The organism is Neobacillus niacini, from assembly GCF_046591715.1.
GTDB classification, from domain to species: Bacteria; Bacillota; Bacilli; order Bacillales; family Cytobacillaceae; genus Neobacillus; species Neobacillus niacini_L.
Map to the genome: position 1 here is coordinate 17,557 of NZ_JAWVNQ010000018.1, position 21,009 is coordinate 38,565.

The 21,009-nt window shown below is 38.4% G+C and carries 18 protein-coding genes; 6 read left to right on the top strand and 12 right to left on the bottom strand.

Going from position 1 to position 21,009, the window contains the following annotated elements:
* Nucleotides 1-72: 72 nt before the first annotated feature.
* Nucleotides 73-597, bottom strand: a complete 525-nt coding sequence (locus SFC47_RS23515; protein WP_411256980.1) for a GNAT family N-acetyltransferase — start codon at nt 595-597, stop codon at nt 73-75.
* Nucleotides 598-616: 19 nt separating this feature from the next.
* Complete coding sequence (locus SFC47_RS23520) at nt 617-1,318, bottom strand: YjjG family noncanonical pyrimidine nucleotidase (protein ID WP_411256981.1); 702 nt, start codon at nt 1,316-1,318, stop codon at nt 617-619.
* Nucleotides 1,319-1,500: 182 nt separating this feature from the next.
* Between SFC47_RS23520 and SFC47_RS23525 the strand changes: the two genes are divergently transcribed.
* Nucleotides 1,501-2,568 carry a sulfite oxidase gene (locus SFC47_RS23525; protein ID WP_411256982.1) on the top strand — a complete coding sequence of 356 codons (1,068 nt, stop codon included), beginning with the start codon at nt 1,501-1,503 and terminating at the stop codon, nt 2,566-2,568.
* 408 nt (nt 2,569-2,976) lie between these two features.
* Here the strand turns inward: SFC47_RS23525 and SFC47_RS23530 are convergent, their stop codons facing one another.
* On the bottom strand, nt 2,977-4,128 hold the full coding sequence (locus SFC47_RS23530) for a 3-phenylpropionate MFS transporter (RefSeq protein ID WP_411257021.1): 1,152 nt from the start codon (nt 4,126-4,128) through the stop codon (nt 2,977-2,979).
* 137 nt (nt 4,129-4,265) lie between these two features.
* Here SFC47_RS23530 and yeiL point away from each other — a divergent pair, with 137 nt between their 5' ends.
* Nucleotides 4,266-4,928: a transcriptional regulator YeiL gene (yeiL, locus tag SFC47_RS23535; protein ID WP_411256983.1), complete on the top strand. Its 663-nt coding sequence runs from the start codon at nt 4,266-4,268 to the stop codon at nt 4,926-4,928.
* 155 nt (nt 4,929-5,083) lie between these two features.
* A complete protein-coding gene (locus tag SFC47_RS23540) occupies nt 5,084-5,563 on the top strand; it encodes a hypothetical protein (RefSeq protein ID WP_411256984.1) in 480 nt (159 codons plus the stop codon).
* Between the two features lie 30 nt (nt 5,564-5,593).
* Here the strand turns inward: SFC47_RS23540 and SFC47_RS23545 are convergent, their stop codons facing one another.
* On the bottom strand, nt 5,594-6,064 hold the full coding sequence (locus SFC47_RS23545) for a hypothetical protein (RefSeq protein ID WP_411256985.1): 471 nt from the start codon (nt 6,062-6,064) through the stop codon (nt 5,594-5,596).
* Nucleotides 6,065-6,457: 393 nt separating this feature from the next.
* Here SFC47_RS23545 and SFC47_RS23550 point away from each other — a divergent pair, with 393 nt between their 5' ends.
* Nucleotides 6,458-7,468 (top strand): 2-oxoacid:acceptor oxidoreductase family protein, encoded by a 1,011-nt coding sequence (locus SFC47_RS23550; RefSeq protein ID WP_411256986.1) that lies wholly within the window; start codon nt 6,458-6,460, stop codon nt 7,466-7,468.
* Nucleotides 7,469-7,486: 18 nt separating this feature from the next.
* On the top strand, nt 7,487-9,799 hold the full coding sequence (locus SFC47_RS23555; protein WP_411256987.1) for a thiamine pyrophosphate-dependent enzyme: 2,313 nt from the start codon (nt 7,487-7,489) through the stop codon (nt 9,797-9,799).
* 442 nt (nt 9,800-10,241) lie between these two features.
* Here the strand turns inward: SFC47_RS23555 and SFC47_RS23560 are convergent, their stop codons facing one another.
* The 4 genes from SFC47_RS23560 to SFC47_RS23575 are packed head-to-tail and all read right to left on the bottom strand — an operon-like array spanning nt 10,242 to nt 13,586.
* Complete coding sequence (locus tag SFC47_RS23560; RefSeq protein ID WP_411256988.1) at nt 10,242-11,495, bottom strand: MFS transporter; 1,254 nt, start codon at nt 11,493-11,495, stop codon at nt 10,242-10,244.
* 24 nt (nt 11,496-11,519) lie between these two features.
* Nucleotides 11,520-12,383: a PhzF family phenazine biosynthesis protein gene (locus SFC47_RS23565; protein ID WP_411256989.1), complete on the bottom strand. Its 864-nt coding sequence runs from the start codon at nt 12,381-12,383 to the stop codon at nt 11,520-11,522.
* A gap of 25 nt (nt 12,384-12,408) precedes the next feature.
* On the bottom strand, nt 12,409-13,071 hold the full coding sequence (locus SFC47_RS23570; protein WP_411256990.1) for a DUF429 domain-containing protein: 663 nt from the start codon (nt 13,069-13,071) through the stop codon (nt 12,409-12,411).
* Nucleotides 13,072-13,085: 14 nt separating this feature from the next.
* Entirely contained in the window at nt 13,086-13,586 is a 501-nt protein-coding gene (locus tag SFC47_RS23575) for a GNAT family N-acetyltransferase (protein WP_411256991.1), read from the bottom strand.
* A gap of 79 nt (nt 13,587-13,665) precedes the next feature.
* Between SFC47_RS23575 and SFC47_RS23580 the strand changes: the two genes are divergently transcribed.
* A complete protein-coding gene (locus tag SFC47_RS23580; protein ID WP_411256992.1) occupies nt 13,666-14,082 on the top strand; it encodes a ribosomal maturation YjgA family protein in 417 nt (138 codons plus the stop codon).
* A gap of 28 nt (nt 14,083-14,110) precedes the next feature.
* Here the strand turns inward: SFC47_RS23580 and SFC47_RS23585 are convergent, their stop codons facing one another.
* From SFC47_RS23585 to SFC47_RS23600, 4 genes are all read right to left on the bottom strand, one after another.
* Nucleotides 14,111-17,233 (bottom strand): YhgE/Pip family protein, encoded by a 3,123-nt coding sequence (locus SFC47_RS23585; protein WP_411256993.1) that lies wholly within the window; start codon nt 17,231-17,233, stop codon nt 14,111-14,113.
* A 184-nt stretch (nt 17,234-17,417) separates the two neighbouring features.
* A complete protein-coding gene (locus SFC47_RS23590) occupies nt 17,418-18,707 on the bottom strand; it encodes a hypothetical protein (protein ID WP_411256994.1) in 1,290 nt (429 codons plus the stop codon).
* Between the two features lie 17 nt (nt 18,708-18,724).
* Nucleotides 18,725-19,921 carry a DUF58 domain-containing protein gene (locus tag SFC47_RS23595; protein ID WP_411256995.1) on the bottom strand — a complete coding sequence of 399 codons (1,197 nt, stop codon included), beginning with the start codon at nt 19,919-19,921 and terminating at the stop codon, nt 18,725-18,727.
* Between the two features lie 2 nt (nt 19,922-19,923).
* On the bottom strand, nt 19,924-20,859 hold the full coding sequence (locus tag SFC47_RS23600) for an AAA family ATPase (RefSeq protein ID WP_411256996.1): 936 nt from the start codon (nt 20,857-20,859) through the stop codon (nt 19,924-19,926).
* Nucleotides 20,860-21,009: the final 150 nt, after the last annotated feature.

Sequence of the window (21,009 nt, forward strand, 5' to 3'; positions counted from 1 at the left end):
TAGTAAGTTTTTCTAAGACTTGAGAAGTAGAAGATGATTTTGATCCTAGGTGAGCTTAGGATGAATGGACCCTTATTTTCGTAACACAGTAATAAATCCATCCAAAATTGTATGACTTACGGAGAATCCTTTATGCTTGTAAAATTCCAGGGCGTTATCATTACCATTTGAGACAAAGATAAAATAGTCCTCGATATCATTGAATTGATTCAGCCACTCCATTGACATATTAAACAGTTTAGAACCAATCCCAAACTGTCTATATTCATCTTTAATATAAAATTGCGAAAGACATCCTACATTCTTTTTACGAACAGATGATAAATCAAAAAAAGTCGCGAAATCATTTGAATAAACTTCCTTTGGAGAAATATTCGAATAGACATAGGCGACAATCTTCTCTCCATCTTTTACGATTACCGTGTAATTCTGTATTGCCTTCTTTACGGAAGGAACCATCCGGGTGTCAAAATTCATTTGATCAAACATTTCAGGATAGATATGAGCTTTAGACTTTTGGAATGCCATCAGTTCATTGCATAAGTCCCGGCAACATTCAATCTTATCATCGTATATGATTTCATAGGTTAATTCCATGCTCTTGGCCCCACTTTTCTTAGATTACATTTTTGACCCTTACTATTTGTTTTAACTCTGAAAGATTGTGAATTTGATAGGTTGGGGTAATAGTTGTATGATTTACTTTCGAATTTGGATTAAACCAGCAAGTATCCAACCCAGCCAACTCTCCTCCTTTAATGTCGGCATTTATTGAATCGCCGATAATCAGTGCCTCTTCTGCCCTGAAATTAGGAATTCTTGAAAAGACATAATCAAAATATTCTATCATTGGTTTCTGATAACCTGTGTCTTCCGATACAAATATAGCTTTAAAAAATGAAAATAAACCTGAATCCCGTAATCGTTTATACTGTGTCTTTGACACACCGTTCGTGACAACATACAAGTCAAAATCATGATTAAGTTCAGAAATCAGATTAAATGCTCCAGCTACCAATTGATGACCTTGTTCAAGGTATCTCCGGTATTTCTTTTCTAGTAATTCCCCGTCCATTTCTTTTCCATATTCTTTAAATAATAGAGAAAAGCGTGTGTTTACAACCTCATCCCGGTCCAATTCTCCTGCTTCAAACCTTCTCCAGAGATTTTGATTGATTTTTTTATATTGCTCTTCCATTTCAGATGTGAGTGTAATATGCTGCTCTTCGAAAAGCAGCTGTAATGCTGATTTTTCAGCTGCGCCAAAATCTAATAAAGTATCATCTACATCAAACAATAATGTTTTATACCTTTTCAAAGTGACCTCTCCATTTCTGTTTTCTCTATCGATGATTTACTTATTATTATTATTTTAATAGTTTCTTATATTATTGTCCAAGGGACAGCTGCCTTTACGATCTTCTCATAATCTGTATTGAATCCTAATTCATGCACATAAAGCATACATTAATTATTATTTCTGATAATAAGGAGGAATTTATGGAGGATCCAAAACATCATGTTGTGAAGCCTTACTTAGTGACACGAAGCCTGCAACCTGAAAATCAAGAAACACCCATTCAATTTATGGAGAGTGATAGTATCCCAAAACATCTATTTTATAGGCGCAACCACTTTTCTTATCCAAAGCTTGCCTATTCAAATTATTTCCTTCCTATAAATGGTCTAGTTACGAACCCCATACTAGTATCATTGCAAACAATCCTTCAATTACCGTCGAGAACAGTAGAAATCGTCCTTGAATGCTCGGGAAATAAGCGTAGTCTATTTGAACCCAAGGTGTTTGGAGAACAATGGAAAAAGGGTGCTATCAGCCTAGGCGTCTGGAAAGGTGTTCCTTTACGTAGTCTGCTCGAAGTGACAGGATTAAAAAAAGGAGCCAAAGAAGTAGTGGTAGAAGGATATGACTTTGGAGAAAGATCGGACTTAGACAAAGTCTTTTCATATGCAAGGAGTTTGCCGCTAGAAAAGGCCTTACATCCTGATACGATCATTGCCTACGAATATAATAATCAACCAATATCTTTTAAACACGGTCATCCCTTGAGGTTAATTGTTCCTCAGTGGTATGGAATGGCTTCTGTTAAATGGATTAAGCAGATAAGTGTTATAGCTTCTGACTTTAACGGCCCCTTTCAAAGTATTGACTATCAATATTATCCAAATCAGGACAATGACAATGGTGCATATCCGGTCACCACGATTCATGTAAATTCAACGATTCAAAAACCGTTAGATATGGCTAAGTTGAATACTGGCACCCATGTGATAAAAGGTATTGCCTGGACTGGGAAAGGTAAAATTAGCAAAGTTGAAATTAGTACGGATCATGGCGATACTTGGGTTGAGGGAAAACTGAGTCAGTATAGTTCAAATTACAGCTGGGTTTCTTGGACGTATGATTGGGTGGCAGCCAAAAAAGGGATGTATTCCATCATGTCAAGAGCAAGTGACTCTCATGGTCGAACACAGCCAATGAAACCGGTTTGGAATAGAAATGGTTATGGATATAATGCAGTGGATCGGATAAAAGTAAAGGTAGAATAGGTACCCATTTGAAAAAGGTCACTCATTGTGTAAGATGGCATGTGCCCATCAGAATCCTGTAGGAAATAAACGGAGATTTTCCGGTTAAATGCAAAACTGAGCACTTTTTGCGGGGAATAATCGGAGGTTTTCCGGTTATCCAAAGAAAACTTTAACATTTTCACGTCTTTTGAACCAATAGACGGAATTTCTCCGTCTATATAAGCCTTTTTTAATAAAAATTATGAGATAAGCGGAATTTCTCCATCTATTTACCAGCTCAGGAGCTTAACCTCATCCCCCCAACAGATATCATTGCGGCCACTCTTGGCCCTAGGCCCTATAGATAAGAAAAAGACGTATGCCCATTCATACGTCAATTCTTTGTTTCTTTTAAAAATAAAGCATCTAAAACGGAACAGTATTTTGTTAATATTGATACTTCTTCCTTGTCGTTACCAAAATCAATATAGCAGGAACCGTGCAGATGATCATAGCTATGAATGAAAGATTTGGAGAGATTTCATATAGAAAGCCTCCAATTAGTGTTAACACAGCGGTGCTGAAACTCAAAGCCAGCGCTGAATAGATTCCTTGTGCGTTTGGAATTTGCTGTTTTGGCAAATTTTTGGTGATATAAACCATAAAAGCATAATGGGCAACACCAAACGACAGTGCATGCAAGCTTTGTGAAATCATAAAAACCCATACATTCGGGAACAAGAATACGAGTACCCAGCGTAAAGTGGAACCTGCAGCCGCTAGAATTAGTAATGATGAAGGCTTCCATTTGGTAAACATGTGATCAGCCTTCAAAAAATAAATAATTTCAAAAATCACGGCAATATTGATAATGATTCCAATATAAAATTGATTCACACCTAAATCCTGCAAATAAATATAGCCATAATTGTAATATGATGCATGTGCTCCTTGCAGTAAAATGACACTAAGCAGCACTATTGGAAAACTTTTTACCTGCCATAAACTTTTAAATGTTAGGGAATCCCTGCGATCCTTCACAGTCGGCTTTACCGCTAATATTGCTGGTGTCGGAAGAAGACGCATAAGTAACATGAAACATAGCCCTATTATCATACTGCTTAAGATGGCAGAGTCCCCGAAAAACCCTGTTAACATACTAATGATGAGTACTGAAACAATAAACCCAATAGAACCGTATGATCTGCTTCTTCCATAATTAACGTCGCCTTGTTGAACCAAGTTCCCTGCTGCTGTATCAAGTGCTGGAAGCAAAGGTGGGAAAACGGCACTGAAAAATAAGGTAACAATAAAAAGTGTAACAAAGGATGAAGATGGTATATGAAGGATTGCAGCAGCAAGTGAGCCAAGTGTCAATACAAAAATAACAGTTTGACTGCTCAAAAATTTAGATGCCAGCGGAAAGACAAAAAGCGATGATGCCCCTCGTGCTACTAATCCAAATCCCATAATGATACTCGCTTCAGTAACACTGAGTCCTTTACCCTGCACGAGCCATCCAGTCCAATATGGTAAGAAAATTCCCCATGTTAAGAAAAATACAAAGAAATTCAGTGACATCCACCGTTGATTACTCATTATTAATTTTTTTGGATTACTTAGCTGTTTAAGTGTTTGTTGATTATTCAAGATCGACCCCTCCATATCCTTTGCATCATAGCATGGAAACAAATACAATTATATGAGATATCTCATATTTTTTCACGGAGGAAGAAATGCAATTTTTAATTGAACCAATGCGAAGTTTCTATATTGAAAAATACCCTATTCAATCACTTTTTTCCTTTCCGATTAACCCATATATCCAAGTGGTACAGTTTGATCGAGGTGAATTTATCTTTAAGGAAGGCACTTATCCTGACTATATGTTCTATCTCGTTGAGGGGAAGGCAAAATTATACGTTACTCAAAAAAATGGAAATGTGTCTCTCCTCAATTTTTTGCATCCTCCAATCTTCATGGGTGAAATTGAATTATTAAATGAAGAACGTTATTCCAGAGGGATCCAAGCGGCCACAAAGGTAATTTGTCTTGCCATACCCATTCATGCCTGTAAAGATAAACTATTAAGTGATGCAACTTTTTTAAAATATTTATGCATCTTTTTAAGTAAAAAGCAGACTTCCTTTACATCGAGGTATGCAGAGAATCAAGCATTTCCGCTGATTAATCGTCTTGCTTCCTTTATCCTTATATCAGCAGACCAGGATATCTACAAGGAAAAACACACCGAAGTTTGTGAATATCTTGGTGTTTCCTACCGCCATCTTCTTCATGTTCTAGCTCAATTATGCGACGCAGAGATTATTGAAAAGCAATCACGTTCTTATAAGATTGTGGACAAAAATAGGCTGCAGGAATTAGCAAAAGAAGTCTAACCTCCATATTAATAGTCGATCTCTCTAGTTTTTTAGAGAATCGGCTTTTTATTATGGGACAATTAACCCGCGTAAAAAGAAGCGAATCAGTTAACTATTATGGATAATTATGGTAAAATAAAATTGCAGTTAAACTTGTAAAACAGGGTGATTAGATGAAAAAATCAACGAATAAAACTGTTTTATTTTTCACTGTATATTTATTGCTAATGATCTCTATGATACTAGCAGTTTCATTGGCAGACTTTAAGCCTAGTAAGTCAAGCGTTGAAGTACCTGATACGACATTTAAACAAGAATTAGAAAAACACGAAAAAAAAGTAGAAGCTAGACAAGAAGAATCAAAGAAAAAACGCTTTAATATATCAAATGAGACCGTATTGATAGCTGTTTCGATTGGCGCTGTACTTGATGTTGTGATCGTATATATTTGGGTAAAAAAAGAAAACCGAAAGAATAGTGAAAAAGAAAGAACCGGGAAGAAAAGATGGCGTGACTCGAAAATATTCTGGAATATTGTTGCGATGGGCGTTATTCAACCGAAAGAAAATAAATACGTCATTAACTGGGTCAATATGATTGGCGCAGGGATCCTGGTTCATTTGTTTTTGTATTTTTTCCTTCAGGAAAATTAAAAAGGGGGTGGCACTTTCCACCCCCTTTTACTAATGTTCTCTCAAAATATCATCTACGGTCATTTTCATGGAAAAAATAACCGTTTTTTTATAATGTGCAGCTAATAGAAGAACTCTGATTTGTTGAGACCGTGACAATTGTTTAAATCGAGGTTCTTGTTTTAAAAAAGACCGTACGATGGACCAGCTTGAGGGCATTAATGGAAAATCATCCAGCGGTTGTTTCCTTCGTAAACGATGGTACCAGGATAATTTTCCAGAAGGAGAACTCTTATCGACGATACAAGGGGCATAAATACTTTTCGTATGTTTTTTAAGCGATTCATAGCGATCCTGCCCGCTTATAATGGTATAGTTGTTATCTTTCCGATTTTTCCTAACAACCAATACAAACATACAATCCCACATCAACCTTTGAAGTTTCTTGATATGTTCGGTAATTTTTAGCGATGTATTTGGCTTAATTTTTTTTAACGGTATATATTGTATGGTAAACTTCACAAACATCCCCTCCTGTTCGAATAAACTTTTTACTATATACACAACTATCACAACAGGTTTGGAGAAATCTATATTCCCTCTTACTTCCCTTTTCTCTTTCACAGTATATGTATGATCTGGGCTCAAGTGACCTAGAAACAACTCCCCCCTAATTTGTTTTTCTTTACTCACCTGTTCCCAAAAATTGTTATATAACAAAATGCAATCTGTACTATATCACATATATTCTTATAGGATTCTATTCAAACGATAACTCCGGCACCATATGGGGTAATATCTTTCATTAGAAAAATCTGTTGTAATTGTTTTGGTGTCCTGTTACAATAGAAATAATTTATAGAATATTTATAATATTCTATTTAATACTCCGTTTCACAGATAGGAGGAATACTTTTGTCAAAATTGCCAAAAACAAATGAGTTAGGTTTTTTTGAAATCCGTCTTGAATCGATTGGCGGATTAGGAGCGAATCTGGCTGGAAAAATGCTTTCTGAGGATGGCGTTGTTGGAAACGGACTAAATGGAGTCGGTTTCTCCTCTTACGGTTCAGAGAAAAAAGGCTCCCCTGTAAAAGCACACATACGTTTCTGTGCACCGGAAACAAACATTCGCGACACCACACCAATAGAACGTCCTCATGTTGTCGGCATTTTCCATGATGCTCTGTTCAAAACCATCGATTGTACAAGTGGTATCTATCCAGACAGTACAATCCTAGTAAACTCACAAAAATCCCCTGACGAACTGAAAAAACTCATGAAAATTACGGGCGGAACCATTGCCATTATTGATGCTACTGGAATTGCATTAGAAGAACAAACAAAAGCAAACACGGCGATGCTGGGGGCGCTTTATCGGATATTGGACTTCCTAGATCCTGAATCAATGAAACAAACGATACGCCGTACATTTGAAAAGAAATACCCGCACCTGGTTGAACCAAATATTCGAACATTTGACCGAGGATTTAGTGAAGTAGAATTTAAAACCTACCTTCCTGATTCTGAGATGGAACCTATCCCTTTTACAAGACCAGTACCTGTTCTTGGTTACGAAACTCAAGCAATTGGCGGGATGATCATCAATCCAGGTAACAGCATATTAAAGGATTTAAGCATTTCACGTGCCGGTATGCTCCCCCATTTTCACGAAGATAAATGTATTAATTGTGCTGCTTGTGATACAGCCTGCCCGGACTTTTGCTTTGTTTGGGAAGAAAAAGCAGACAAAAAAGGACGTCCGCAAATGTTTCTTAAAGGAATTGACTATCAATACTGTAAGGGCTGTTTGAAATGTGTCACTGCTTGTCCGGTGGAAGCGCTTTCAGGAGAAAGAGAATATAATGACGGTTATGCGGACAAAAACCGTGTACCCCATCTATTTGATTTGGTCACTCAAAACTAACGGAAAGGACGGGATTCTATGTCCATTGAAATAAATCAGGAAAAGCTCACAACTGAAAAAGGAACAGTTGAGCAAAGTTTTGTCTTTGAATCTGGCAATGAGATGGCGGCCTTTGCTGCCCATCAGATTAATTATCATGTTATGGGATACTTCCCTATTTCGCCATCCACAGAGGTCGCTCAATTCCTTGATGGCATGAAATCTAGGGGTGAACATGATATCGTTTTGATTCCTGCAGATGGAGAACATGGTTCTGCTGGTATTTGTTACGGTGCCTCCACTGGCGGCGGACGAGTTTTCAACGCAACCAGCGCCAATGGATTTCTTTATATGTTAGAGCAGCTCCCAGTACAATCCGGAACCCGGTTTCCCATGGTATTAAATTTAGTGAACCGCTCTGTTTCTGGTCCATTGAATATCCATGGAGATCATTCTGATTTATATTTTGGTTTAAATACCGGCTGGCCAATCTTGATGGCCCGTGATCCGCAAATTGTCTATGATATGAACATCCTTGCTATTAAACTAGCAGAAGATCCTGCCGTGAGATTGCCTGTTATCGTTTCTTTTGATGGCTATTTCACCTCCCACCAAAAACGCCGGGTACAGGTAATCAAAAATAGAAGTGATGTTCAAAAGTTTATTGGGGAGGTTAATGCGGACTTCCCTCATGCCTTAGATCGTGAGAATCCCGTTACCATTGGTCCTTATATGAATGAACCGGATTACATTAATAACTGCTATCAACAATCGGAAGCGATGTACAATGCGGAAGCGGTATTCGAGCGAATTTCGAAGGAATATGCTGAATTAACTGGTCGGGAATATCCAATCCTTGATTTATATCGTATGGAGGATGCAGAGGTAGCAGTATTTATGTTGAATTCTGCAGCTGAGGTTTGTAAAGATGTGGTGGACCGGCTTCGTTCACAGGGTATAAAAGCTGGAGTGATTTCTCCAAATATGATTCGTCCCTTCCCTCAAAAACAATTAGCGGAAGCATTAAAAAATATCAAGGCCGTTACTGTCGGCGATCGTGCAGACTCTTACGGTGCGCATGGCGGCAACATGGCTCTCGAATTAAGAGCAGCCTTGCAAACGGTTGGGAATGCACATACAAAAGTAATCAACCGCATCTACGGATTAGGCGGAAAAGACTTTTATGCGGATGATGCTGAACACTTTTTCCAGCTGGCACTTGAAGCTTGTGAGAAAGGTTTTGTAGATAAACAATTTGACTACTTCGGGCATAATCCAGGTACACTAGAGTCTGCTCCAAAACGTGTATTAAATCCATTGAAAAAAGAAGACTTGAAAACCGGTTTAATCAGTGTAACTCCTGATGAGAAAACGGGTGAGTTAAAAGTGAAAATTCCGCCGATGCGGAGTTTAACGAAGAAACCAAAACGCCTTGCGTCCGGTCACGGTGCCTGCCCAGGCTGCGGCATCTTCTCTGGATTGGAATTGTTCTTTAAAGGAATTGAGGGAGATATTGTCGCATTGTTCCATACTGGTTGTGCGATGGTGGTCACTACAGGCTTCCCATATAGCTCTCATAAAGCCACCTACATCCATAACCTTTTCCAAAATGGCTCAGCTACCCTTTCTGGTCTCGTAGAAATGTTCCATGAAAGAAAAAGACGCGGTGAGCTGGCAGAACTAGGTCTAAGCGATGACTTTACTTTTGTGATGGTTACCGGTGACGGCGGAATGGATATTGGAATGGGCCCTGCGATTGGCACGGCTTTACGTAACCATAAAATGATTATCCTTGAGTATGATAATGAAGGGTACATGAATACAGGAAGTCAACTCTCTTATTCCACTCCGATGGGACATATGACGAGTACTTCCAACATTGGCGGGTTCCAAAATGGAAAGCCATTCCATCATAAGGACACTGCTCAAATTATGGCTGCAACACACATCCCATATGTGTTTACAGGTACAGAAGCGTTTGACCGCGACCTCTTAAAGAAAGCCGCAAAAGCACAATGGTATGCGAACAATGAAGGCTTGGTATATGGAAAAATCTTAATCACCTGCCCATTGAACTGGAAATCAAAGGATGAATTAGGACAAACGATTGTTGAAGCTGCTGTCAACTCCTGCTTCTTCCCTCTTTATGAAGTGGAGCATGGCATTACAACAGTTACCTATAATCCAGAAGAAAAAAATAAGCGATTAGCAGTATCTGAATGGTTGAAGCTGATGGGTAAAACGAAACATTTACTCAATGAAAATAGTAAAGATATGCTGGATTTGTTTGATAAGGAAGTAGACCGACGCTGGAATATGCTTAAGGCGAAGCATGAGAGTCCATATTTATAAAAAGAAATCCCAAGTGAAGATGCAATTCACTTGGGATTTTCTGTTTGACTTGCTTATTGTTACCTTAAATCGATTTCTAATAGAAAAAATGGGCACAATTATTCTATTATTCTATCCGTAATTTCCATAATGATAGAATTACGTGCACAATTAGTCTAGGGGCTATGACAAGAGTTCCCCACATATCAGTTTGTGAATTAGGCTAAGAAGCCTAGCTGATAAATAGACGGAAAAATTTCGCTTATTTCATAATTATTATTAAAAAGGGCAGAAATAGACGGAGAAATTCCGCCTATCACTACAAAAAACGCGAAAAAGGTAAAGTTTTCTGTGAATAACCGGAAAATCTCCCCTTAAATCACCCTAAAACGAGCTCCATTTTTATATAACCGGAAATTCTCCGTTTATTTTACACCTGCTGGTTATTGATTAAAGTACTCGTTTACATCACTTCATTCACTTTCTTCAAATACCGATACAAAATAATACTAAAAATAGAGCACAGCAGTCCACAAACTCCAATGAAGATAAACCCTGCCTGAAATCCTCGCATAAGTCCCATTTCAGCGCCTAGAAAGCCTGTGAACCATCTTTTAAAAAATTCAATTAACGCTCCTAAGAATAAATTGCTGATAACGACTACAATCCCCATAATGGTCACTGTAACGGTAATGGCAGCGTCAATTCCGTTAGGATATCTTTTAGCAATCAGCGCCATGACTGTCGGGTAAACAGGAGCAATTCCAAACCCAGCTGCTGCATATAACCATACACCTGATGCTCCAAATAATGTTGCCAAAATGGTGGTAATTCCAGCAAGACCAGAAAATAGAATAATAGAAATCATAAATCCTATTTTATCGGTGATAAATCCTAGGAGTAACCTTCCTACCATAAAACAAAGAAAAAAGATTGATAGCATACCAGACGCAGCTGCTCCACTCCAGTGAAACGATCGCTCAAGAAAGTTAACCAGCCAGCCAGCAATCGACAGCTCTACGATCACTCCAAACGAAAGTATGAGAATAATGAACCAAGCTACCCGATCCTTTAAGAACATCTTTATAGGCAGGCGCTCGTGTTTTGTTGTTTGATCAACAGGAAGTGTACTGAAAAATGCTGGTATCATGGGAATGATACATAAAGAAAGCATGAATAAATACATCCCCTGCCAGCCTAACTCACGGCCGCCGAAAACTGTCACTCCCATTAAGCCTGCTGCTAGTAAGGGGGCAGCGGTAGAACTAAGGCCATAAAAGAAATGAGAAAGGTTCATCATAAAACCAGTGTTTTTCGTAAAAATTCTCGCAGCTAAAATCGCAAGCGCAATTTCTAACATTCCGTTTCCTAAGTACATAATAAAATATGAGATTGAAAAAGCAGTGAAGTTACTAGAAAAATAAATAAACACACCTGATACTGCCATTGACCCAAAAGCGATTAGACTTGTAACTTTAATACCGAATTTAGTCGAGAAAGCCCCTGTAAAGCTGCATGCAATTAAAAAACCAATGGAATTGATTGCAAGCAGAAATCCAACCTGCAGTTCATCAATACCATAATCCATTTGCATCTGAGGAATCGCTGGACCTTTAATATTCTCTGATAATCCAAAAACTAGATATCCAAGAAAAATAACTAAAAAGGAAAGGGGTATGTATTTTTTTACTGGTTGTGTTTGTGGCAATGTTTGCATATTCTATATCCCTTCAATTAATTTTTAATACCACTTACCTTCTGAAACAACAATCACTTGCCCGCCAACTTGGATGAGATAATGATTAGAAGTCTTATTAGCATTTATTTTTAACAGCGATGGTCTGCCGATAAAAGCACCTTGTTCAACACGGTAGTTTATTTCGTTGGAATTAAAGAAGTTATACTCCAATAAATATGCTGCTAAATTTCCATTCGCACTTCCTGTTGCCGGGTCCTCTAAATATCCTGGTATTGGCATAAACAATCTTACATTTAAATTGTTTTCTGGTTTTAAAGTTTCAGTTGTAAAAACTAGTAAATTAATATCTCCCATATCCTTCAATAGCTCTAAATAGGCTTGATGATTAATAGTGCATCGACTAATAGCATCTAAAGAATTCAAAGGAACAATAACACTTGGTAATCCTGTTGATACCACTTGAACCGGAAAATGATGATTGATATCCTCTGTATTAATTTGTAATACACTAGCAATTCTATCATTCTCTACGATAGCGCCGAATTCAGGTTGGTTTTGAGTCATCCAAGCATATGGATCATCAAAAATCACTGGTATTTGCCCAACAGGCAGATTAAGTTTTATTTCACTATTTTCTGAAGTGCTTAAAAAGTTCTTGATAACATACGCTGTTCCAAGGGTTGGATGCCCTGCAAAAGGTAATTGGGAATCAGGTGAGAAAATCTTAACATCATATCCACCATTATTCTGTATACCCGACATAATAAAGGTAGTTTCCGAAAAGTTTATTTCTCTGGCAATTTTTTGCATTTCATTATGTTCAAGCTTCTCATCAGGTATGAAAACTGCCAATTGATTTCCTTCATATTTGTTTTCCGCAAAGACATCAACAATGTAAAATTTCATCTTAAGTCCCTCCTTGAATTCCTCATTAACAACAATAATCATAAGGATGTAACGGCGGATTTGCAGGGAGCAGCCATTTCGGTTTAAAACATGGATCCTTCCAATGCCAAGCCCCTAATGCTGCTGCACATGCGTCAATCATATGACTTTCTTCGTCTATAAATGAAGGTAAATTGGCTAAGTGGTGGTCCTCTAGCCAATTTTTTATAAAACTTCTTGCTGGAAATTCTTGTTTATACTTCAATACATATTCTAAGTCTTCTTGCGAAATTCTTGATCCGATAACAGCACCAGGATGAACTTCCACGAGCGATATTGGGTTTTGGCTTGTGAGATTTTCTATTTCTCTCGTAAGTTTTATTCCTCTTAATGTTAAGTAGACCATACGACTAAAGGTAGGAGTCATGATGGAACCAGACTTCATACCCAGTGAAACAATGTACTGTCTCAACTGTTTATCACCAAGCCTGTCTCCGCCGCCATCCTCGTAAGATAAAGGGGCATCAATACCAATAACCATTTCATCTCTTTGACTTTGAAGATGGATTTCCTCCAATATTTCTAAGTCGCTAATATTTCTCCTTAGCTTGAGAAACTTTAATTTACCATCCTGTGCTTCAAAGACGGCCAGAACGGTATCTTTATGATTACTCGGTCCAGATAAATCAATTCCTATTACGATCATCATAATCCCACTTTCTATTAATCTACTATTTTATAATAGATCACTGTAGTATCTAATTCTCCCTCTCCTGAAAGGGCAAAGTGTGGTATTTTTCCAGCCTGAATATATCCAAGTGATTGATAGAGGAGATTGGATGGGTCCCCCTCCCTTGTATCAAGTATAAGCAGAGACTTTCCTTCAGCTCTTGCTCTTTCCTCCGCTATCTTCAATAAGGTCCGGGCAACTCCCTTACGTCGAGCATTGGGACTCGTCATCAATTTGGCGATTTCCGCTCGATGATGGCCATTCTGCTTCGTGCATAAATGGAGTTGAATGGTTCCAACTATTTCATTATTTAGTGCTGCTATAAATAAAATAGTATCTGGTGTGATAACACTCTGCCAATACTGCCTCGCATCTGATAGCTTCATAGGCGGTAAAAATCCTATGGATGCACAGTCATCCACCACCTGTACCAAAAGTTCTGAAAGTGAATCTAAGCAGGATTCAATAGATTGGATTTCTTCAATTTTCAGCATCACTAACACCTCTATTAGTAAAATAAAATTCTAAAAATATGTATAATGAAGATTATACGGAAGAAAAAAGGAGTTGCCAATGATTTCTAATTATGAATCACCAGATCGCTTGAGGAGGACGTATTTTGCAGCTGTTTTAATCACCATTTTACTAGGACTCGCATCTAGAAAATTCAGTCATCTCATATTCCCCTTTATAGCAGAAAATGCCGGAGATGTCCTCTGGGCCATGATGGTTTACTTTGGATTTCGCTTCTTATTTTTGAATAAACGTATGGTAACAGCCATCTTCCTCAGTCTTTTATTCAGCTTCGCTATCGAATTCAGCCAGCTGTATCAAGAAGACTGGATTAATCAACTTCGAGGAACATTATTCGGGGCATTAATTTTAGGGAAAGGCTTTCTTACTGTGGATCTATTTCGATATTCAGTTGGAATTATCATGGCTTCTAGCTTGGATCGTGTAACCATAATAAAAAAACAGAAGAACATATAAAATCAATGTTCTTCTGTTTATTCTGTTTTTAACGGACATCCTCGATATTTTTCCTGCTGAACAAGAAAACGCATAGTGCAAGAACAACAAAAACGGCGAAATATACAAAGAGAATGCCGGTATTGGCCCACATATAGCCCATGTCATCAAGTGAGATTACGGCTCTAAAGCCTGCATTGGTATAAGTTAAAGGCAAGTATTGACTTAAATTGCGATACAGCTCAGGAAGCATTTGAACTGGTAAGTTAGCACCAGTAATCGAAAGCTGTGCCACAATAAGTGCTAGTCCAATAAATCGACCAATGTTACCAGCAAACACGATCAAGAAGAAGATAATCGTCATAAAAGTCATGCTGACGAATATCGAAAATAAAATGAATGAGAACGCGTTTGTGACTTGAAGCCCAATGATAATCAACGAGAATACCGAAACCAATAAGGCTTGAGATATCGCAAAAATCGAAAGCTTCATATATTTACCTGCAAACCAGCTTACTTTTGATGCTGGGATCTCTATTGGCTTCTTAAAGTCTACGAAAAATGACATAATTAACATCCCTACAAACAAAGCAAGTGAGATAATATATGGAGCTGTTGAATCACGGTAGTATTGATAACCGTTCACTTTTTCTCCAACGGTCTTCACTGGTGAAGAGAACATGGTAATATTGTCATCGTTTACGTTGATCGCACCCGTTTTTTCAGCACCATCACCAAGTTTTGTTGCGAGTTCGTTACTGCCATCCTTAATCTTTCCAACACCATCATTGATTTGTGTTGCTCCCTCTGTCAGGTCACCCCAGCCAGTTTTAACCGCATCAGTACCATTACTTATCTGAGTGGATCCAGCATGAAGTTTAACTGCCCCAGCACCGACCTGCTGCCAGCCTGTGTTTACGGTTGTATTTCCGGCACTTACCTGAGTGGAACCGGCGTGAAGTTTACCAGCGCCATCCACTACTTGCTTCCAGCCAGTATTCACAGTCGCATTTCCGGCGCTTACTTGAGTGGAACCAGCGTGAAGTTTACCAGCACCATCTACTACTTGCTTCCAGCCAGTATTCACGTCTGCATTTCCAGCGCTCACCAGAGTGGAACCGGCATGAAGTTTACCAGTACCAGCAATCACTTCCTGCCAGCCTGTATTAACGGATGCATTTCCGGCAGCAATTTGGGATGTACCAGCCTGCAGCTCTGTGACACCCATTGTTAATGCTTGCCAGCCAGTGTTAACACTTTGGTTCCCAGCTGAGATTAAACTGGCCCCTGAATTCAATTCAGTTGCTCCAGCAGTAAGTGATCTCCAGCCTGTGTCTACTGTTTGATTTCCATCAGCAATCTTAGCCGCACCATCTGCCATTACAGGAATTTTTACTAGCATATCATTCCATGAAGCATTTAATTGAGTAGTTCCTGCTGCCAATTGGCCAAATCCAGGAACCAATTCATCTTTAATTTTTGAATTTAACGTAGTTTGACCAACAACTAGTGCATCGACACCTAATTTTAATGTTTTTGGATTAGCAGGGTCATCTTGTGCATGATAGATTCCTTTTGCCAATTGATCCATTCCTGGTTTTAACTCAGAATCAATACTTTGTGACATGGACGAAATGCCGCCATTAATCCCTTTTGCTAATTCAACCAATTGGTTAAATAGTGGGTCAGCTGCAAGAACTGGGTGTGCAAGATAGGCACTTAAACCAGAAGCAAGTTGACCTGACAGTCCAGTTAGCTGTTGTGCACCGCTGCTAAGCTTTCCTACACCAGCCTGTAATTGCTGACTTCCTGGTACCAATTGATTCGAAATACTGCCTTGAATATTTTGTAAGCCTGCTAAAATCTGTGAGCTGCCACCTTGTAGAATGGGGCCGTTCTCGTTCAACTTCTTTGCACCTTCATGAAGCTGTGTAATACTTGGAGATGCAGCAGAAATTTTGCTTGAAAGCTCACTTACGCCAGCTGAAAGTTCTTTAGAACCTGCTGCTAATGTAGAAATATCATTTTGTTTCGCAGTTAGATTCCCCAGTAATAGTGTTGTACCACTTTCTAGAACTTTTGATCCTTTAGCAAGAGCAGCAATATCTTCAGTTTTGCCTTTTAGATTACTAAGAATTTCAACAGCACCATCGTCCGCTGCCTTTGCACCTTCAGCTAATTTGGCAATATCGGGTTGTTTTCCAGTTACACTGCTTAGTAATTCAGACAATCCATTTTCAACCTCTTTAGAACCTGCCGCTAACTTAGCAATATCACCTTGCTTTCCAGTCACACTGCTTTGTAATTCCTGCAAGCCTTTTTCAAGCTCTTTTGAGCCTGCAGCTAACTTTGCAATATCGGCTTGTTTTCCAGTTACACTGTTTCGTAATTCCTGCAAGCCCTTTTCAAGTTCTTTTGCACCTGCAGCCAGCTTAGCAATATCACCTTGCTTTCCAGTTACACTGCTTCGTAATTCTTGCAAACCATTTTCAAGCTCCTTAGAACCCGCAGCCAGCTTCTCAATATCTGGTGATTTTTCCACCAAAGAGTCCAGCATGGTATTTGTTCCGTCATGAAGTTCTGAGGATCCAGTATGTATTTGCTCTGAACCATCAGCCGCTGTTTTGAAACCGCTTGCAATTTCACCTAACTGTTTAAAAATATTTTTTGCATACGTCTCTGTAATGGTATTACCCAGCTGCTCGCGAATTCTTTCGGTGGCACTGTTGGTAACTTGGGAAGCCATAAAGTTCAAGCCCTCGTTTTGGATATAACGCAGTTCAGGGATTTGTGGATTTTCATCCATTACCGTTGTGATTTTTTCAGAAAAATCTTCTGGTATTTCAATCATCATATAGTAATCCTGTTCATCCATCCCCTTTTCTGCTTCCTCAGAACTTACAAACTTGAACCCGAGAGACATACTCTCTTTCATACTGGCCACCAGGTCTTCACCAACATTGATTGGTTCGTCTCCTGACACACCACCCTTATCCAAATTTACGACTGCAACAGGCAAATTGGATAAGTTGTCGTATGGCGACCAGGTAGGTGAAAGCAGAATGGCTACATACACAATTGGTATGAGCAATACGCCAATGACTGAAAATAGTACTCCCTTTTTACTTCCTAGCTTGGCCAGTTCAGCCAGCAATAACCGAAAACCGTTCATACGATACCCCCTTTTATCTTTTTTTGTTAAAAATGAATGAATACTCATTCATTAATATTCAAACATTTCTAACTTTTCCTTAAATTCTAATTAACAACTGTAAATTCCTGCTAAAAAAAGTATTGTCGAAAACTTTATTTTTCGACAAAGATTGTATTTCATAAAAAAACAGAAGAACAATTAACTATTGTTCTTCTGACCGAGATGAAAATCCCTTAATAATATTTTTCATACGTGATGTTGATTTTATTTTACCCTCTTGTAGGAGCAATTTATGAATCTGCTTTAACTCTATTTTCTTTGATTCAATACTTTTTATAAATGATTGAAATTCCTCATCAGATTCAAATTGGTTTCCATATCGAACCCGGTCATAGACGTTTTGGAGGAAAGTGTCCTCTTTGACTCCTACTCTTTTAAACCATTCTCCTAGCGTTTCCGAAGAATTTCTGCCAAGCTTAAGTTTTTCTGCCAATTTTTCAAGTCGATAGATTTCTTTACGGACTCGATAGGAAGACTGTTCTCCCTGCTTATTTGTTTTTGTATTCCTCTTCATTTCTTTTTCATCAAAAGTAGAGATAAAATAACCATTTTCGGCAGGATTTAAATCCTCTGTACTTCCTTGAAATTTCTTATAGAGGAACACAAATAAAAATACACATAGGATAATAAATACAACAATGAAAAAATAAGTGAAATTAAAATCGATATTTGAAGCCACTGACGAATGTTCTTCCATGAAACTTGTATTCTCACCTTCTCCTTCCGTCTGTTCGTCCTGATTTTGAGCAAAGGGATTCAATTCTCCTGTCAGCTCAACTTTTTCAGCCCAATTAAACAAGGGAGACAAAGGGATTGAAGCGGCAAATACCACTAATTGGAGGGTGGAAACAACCACCCATTTAAGGACATCCCTCAAGGCCACAATCACGAGACTAATCGTAATCATAATCCCCATTATGGATAGGAAGTTCCGGAGCAGACGCCTTTTTTCGAGCTTGTTTCCAGTCATCGTTAACCAGTTCATCATAAATCCACCTATTAGAATGAAAGCAAGAAGGACTATGATGCAGATAATCAAGTGCTGCTGAAAAGGATATTCCTGTAAATTGGAGATAACGAGTGTTATGAAGCCGAAGAAGATCGTTAGGAATACCCATAAACCTGTTTGAATACTTTCTCCTTCATTATTCATAACCGGTATCCGCCAGTAAACCACCATTGATAGCAGGAGAACAAAAACAATCGAAAACCCTAGCCATAATCCAACACTAACGATATATGGCAAGAGTGTTATAAAAAATAATAATTTGCTCTTCTCCTGATATTTGTATACTAGGAAAATAAATAGATAGGCAGCTGGTATCGCGATCAAAAAATAAAAGAAGAACGGTATTTCTTGTTTCTGTAATAGATAGTAAGGCGCCATAAGTAAACTGCCAAAAATGATTTCAATGGTTTTATAATAAACCAAATACCAAACATTGTTTTTCAGGACGGTATCCCCCTTTTGTGGGAGAATGATTTCTTTACAATAGAAGCACTTTGTTCATTCACCATAAGTTCGTAAATGCTGGATCCTTTTTCAGCAATCTTTTTCAGTAAGTCCCTTTTTTCAGGAATGTATTGACCAGCAAGCAGGAAGAATGGCTGCGTTTCTAAATGGCTGTCATAATAGGCAAGCATTTTTTCAAAAGGATAAACAGATGTATGCACATCTATATGTGCAATGGCTTCCAATACTTTTTGCAAATGCTCCCTGCCCGTCCCCGGCATAATGTAATAAAAGGGTGTGTTCCCAACATGCCGGATATTAATACAAACGGAAAAAGGGATATTCTGTTTGACATAGAAATAGGCTAAATCTGCGACCCCGCTTAAAATTTCCTCTAGATTATTAGTAATAAAACGATCGTCGCCAATATTGATTGCGATATTCCAGCCATTCTCTGTCACTTTGTCATAAAGCTTTGTTTGTAAGGATTGATTACGAGCACTAGCCTTCCAATGAATACGATTAAAAGAGTCACTATAATGGTATTCTCGTGTTCCAGCTGGTGAAAGGGTATCTTCAAAAAGAGAATATGAAACCGGAGAATCGCCCTGCTTACTAGTTAGCAGCGTATGTTTATTGTGCACAGCTAATGTATTCGGATAAACAAGCGCTTCTTGTATGGAATGAAACTCCTTTTCTAATATGGTTTCACCAAATCCGAAGAAGTGTGGAATCATTAGTTCAATTTTACGAATCCGGGAGACTCCTCTTTTTTCAGCAGTAAATGGAATGGTAACACTAGTTTTTTGACGATAGCTGCTAGAAAATGGGACCGTAACCTCATACATGGATGCCTTCTTTATAGCACGTGAGTCATGAGGAGTAACAGAATCATGGAAAGTAACCGTAAGCTGCGCTTTCATAATGGGTACACCTGTATTGTTAAATTGTAATAACCATTCCCCCGCTTCTTGTGGGAAATACTTCCCTCTAATCTTCTGATTATTATAAAATAAACCCTCTCCTACCTTCTGGAGATAGAGATGATTGAAGTAAAGAAGCAGAATAATAAACACTCCAACGAAAAAGACCAGCCATGATTGGTAGAAAAAAGAAGTGATACACAGAAAGAACCCAAACACTCCTGTTATAGGCAGATATTTGTTCTCAACACTATATTTTCTCCATTCCATGATTAAGATCCCATCTCAACAGGCACTGGGACAGCTTCCAATACTTCCTTTAGCACACTTTCAGGTGACTTTGTAAATGAAGCTTCCGTCGATAGTATGATACGGTGACCCAGCACATAGGGAACCATCTTTTTAATATCTTCCGGAATAACATAGTCTCTATTTTCCAAAAATGCTTGGCCCTGTGCTGCCTTCATTAACGCCAATGCCCCGCGTGGACTAACACCCAAATCGATTTCTGGATGCTGTCTTGTTTGTCTTACGATATGCAGCAAATAAGTTTCAACTGTATCATTGATTTTGATCTGCTGAACCAATTCTTTCAGTTTCTTAATTTCTTCATGACTTAAAACAGCATGAGTTTGATGACTCCTGCCTAATCCGCGTGCTTGTTGTAATATCTCTTTTTCACTTTCCAAACTTGGGTATTCCATCGTAAGCTTCATAAAGAAACGATCCATTTGGGCGACTGGAAGCGAGAATGTTCCTTGCTGTGCTTCAACCGGATTTTGGGTGGCAATAACCATAAAAGGATCATCTACTTTCACCGTAATCCCATCGATTGTAACCTGTCTCTCCTCCATTACTTCAAGTAAACTCGATTGAGTCCTTGGCGTAGCCCGGTTAATTTCATCTGCCAGAACAATATTAGCTACAATTGGCCCGCTTCGAAGTTCAAACTCTTGAATCTTAGGATTGAAGAACTGTATACCGGTTACATCACTAGGCAGGACGTCTGGGGTAAATTGAATTCTTGAGAAGACTCCATTAATACTGCTCGCAAATGACTTAGCCAGCATCGTTTTCCCAGTCCCTGGTACACTCTCTAGTAATATATGTCCATTAAAAAGAAGCGAAATAGTAAGAAGCTCAACCTCCCGCTCCATTCCCACCATAACCTTTGAAATTTCTGACTTTACTCTGTTTACTTGCTCCATATGTATCCACCTGCAACCTTCTGAATGTTTGAATGACCATTCACTTTTTTAGTAAAAAATATATAGTTACTTTTCACTATAATCGATTCTGATAATTTTGGAAATATTTATATTCTTCTTTAAATGGATTAGAAAAATAAAAAAGGCTGC

Excerpts from the sequence above, each read along its gene's own strand:
- SFC47_RS23515 (WP_411256980.1), bottom strand. The coding sequence starts at position 597 with ATGGAATTAACCTATGAAATCATATACGATGATAAGATTGAATGTTGC.
- SFC47_RS23525 (WP_411256982.1), top strand. The coding sequence starts at position 1,501 with ATGGAGGATCCAAAACATCATGTTGTGAAGCCTTACTTAGTGACACGA.
- SFC47_RS23530 (WP_411257021.1), bottom strand. The coding sequence starts at position 4,128 with ATGAGTAATCAACGGTGGATGTCACTGAATTTCTTTGTATTTTTCTTA.
- yeiL (WP_411256983.1), top strand. The coding sequence starts at position 4,266 with ATGCAATTTTTAATTGAACCAATGCGAAGTTTCTATATTGAAAAATAC.
- SFC47_RS23540 (WP_411256984.1), top strand. The coding sequence starts at position 5,084 with ATGAAAAAATCAACGAATAAAACTGTTTTATTTTTCACTGTATATTTA.
- SFC47_RS23555 (WP_411256987.1), top strand. The coding sequence starts at position 7,487 with ATGTCCATTGAAATAAATCAGGAAAAGCTCACAACTGAAAAAGGAACA.
- SFC47_RS23560 (WP_411256988.1), bottom strand. The coding sequence starts at position 11,495 with ATGCAAACATTGCCACAAACACAACCAGTAAAAAAATACATACCCCTT.
- SFC47_RS23565 (WP_411256989.1), bottom strand. The coding sequence starts at position 12,383 with ATGAAATTTTACATTGTTGATGTCTTTGCGGAAAACAAATATGAAGGA.
- SFC47_RS23570 (WP_411256990.1), bottom strand. The coding sequence starts at position 13,071 with ATGATGATCGTAATAGGAATTGATTTATCTGGACCGAGTAATCATAAA.
- SFC47_RS23575 (WP_411256991.1), bottom strand. The coding sequence starts at position 13,586 with ATGCTGAAAATTGAAGAAATCCAATCTATTGAATCCTGCTTAGATTCA.
- SFC47_RS23580 (WP_411256992.1), top strand. The coding sequence starts at position 13,666 with ATGATTTCTAATTATGAATCACCAGATCGCTTGAGGAGGACGTATTTT.
- SFC47_RS23585 (WP_411256993.1), bottom strand. The coding sequence starts at position 17,233 with ATGAACGGTTTTCGGTTATTGCTGGCTGAACTGGCCAAGCTAGGAAGT.
- SFC47_RS23595 (WP_411256995.1), bottom strand. The coding sequence starts at position 19,921 with ATGGAATGGAGAAAATATAGTGTTGAGAACAAATATCTGCCTATAACA.
- SFC47_RS23600 (WP_411256996.1), bottom strand. The coding sequence starts at position 20,859 with ATGGAGCAAGTAAACAGAGTAAAGTCAGAAATTTCAAAGGTTATGGTG.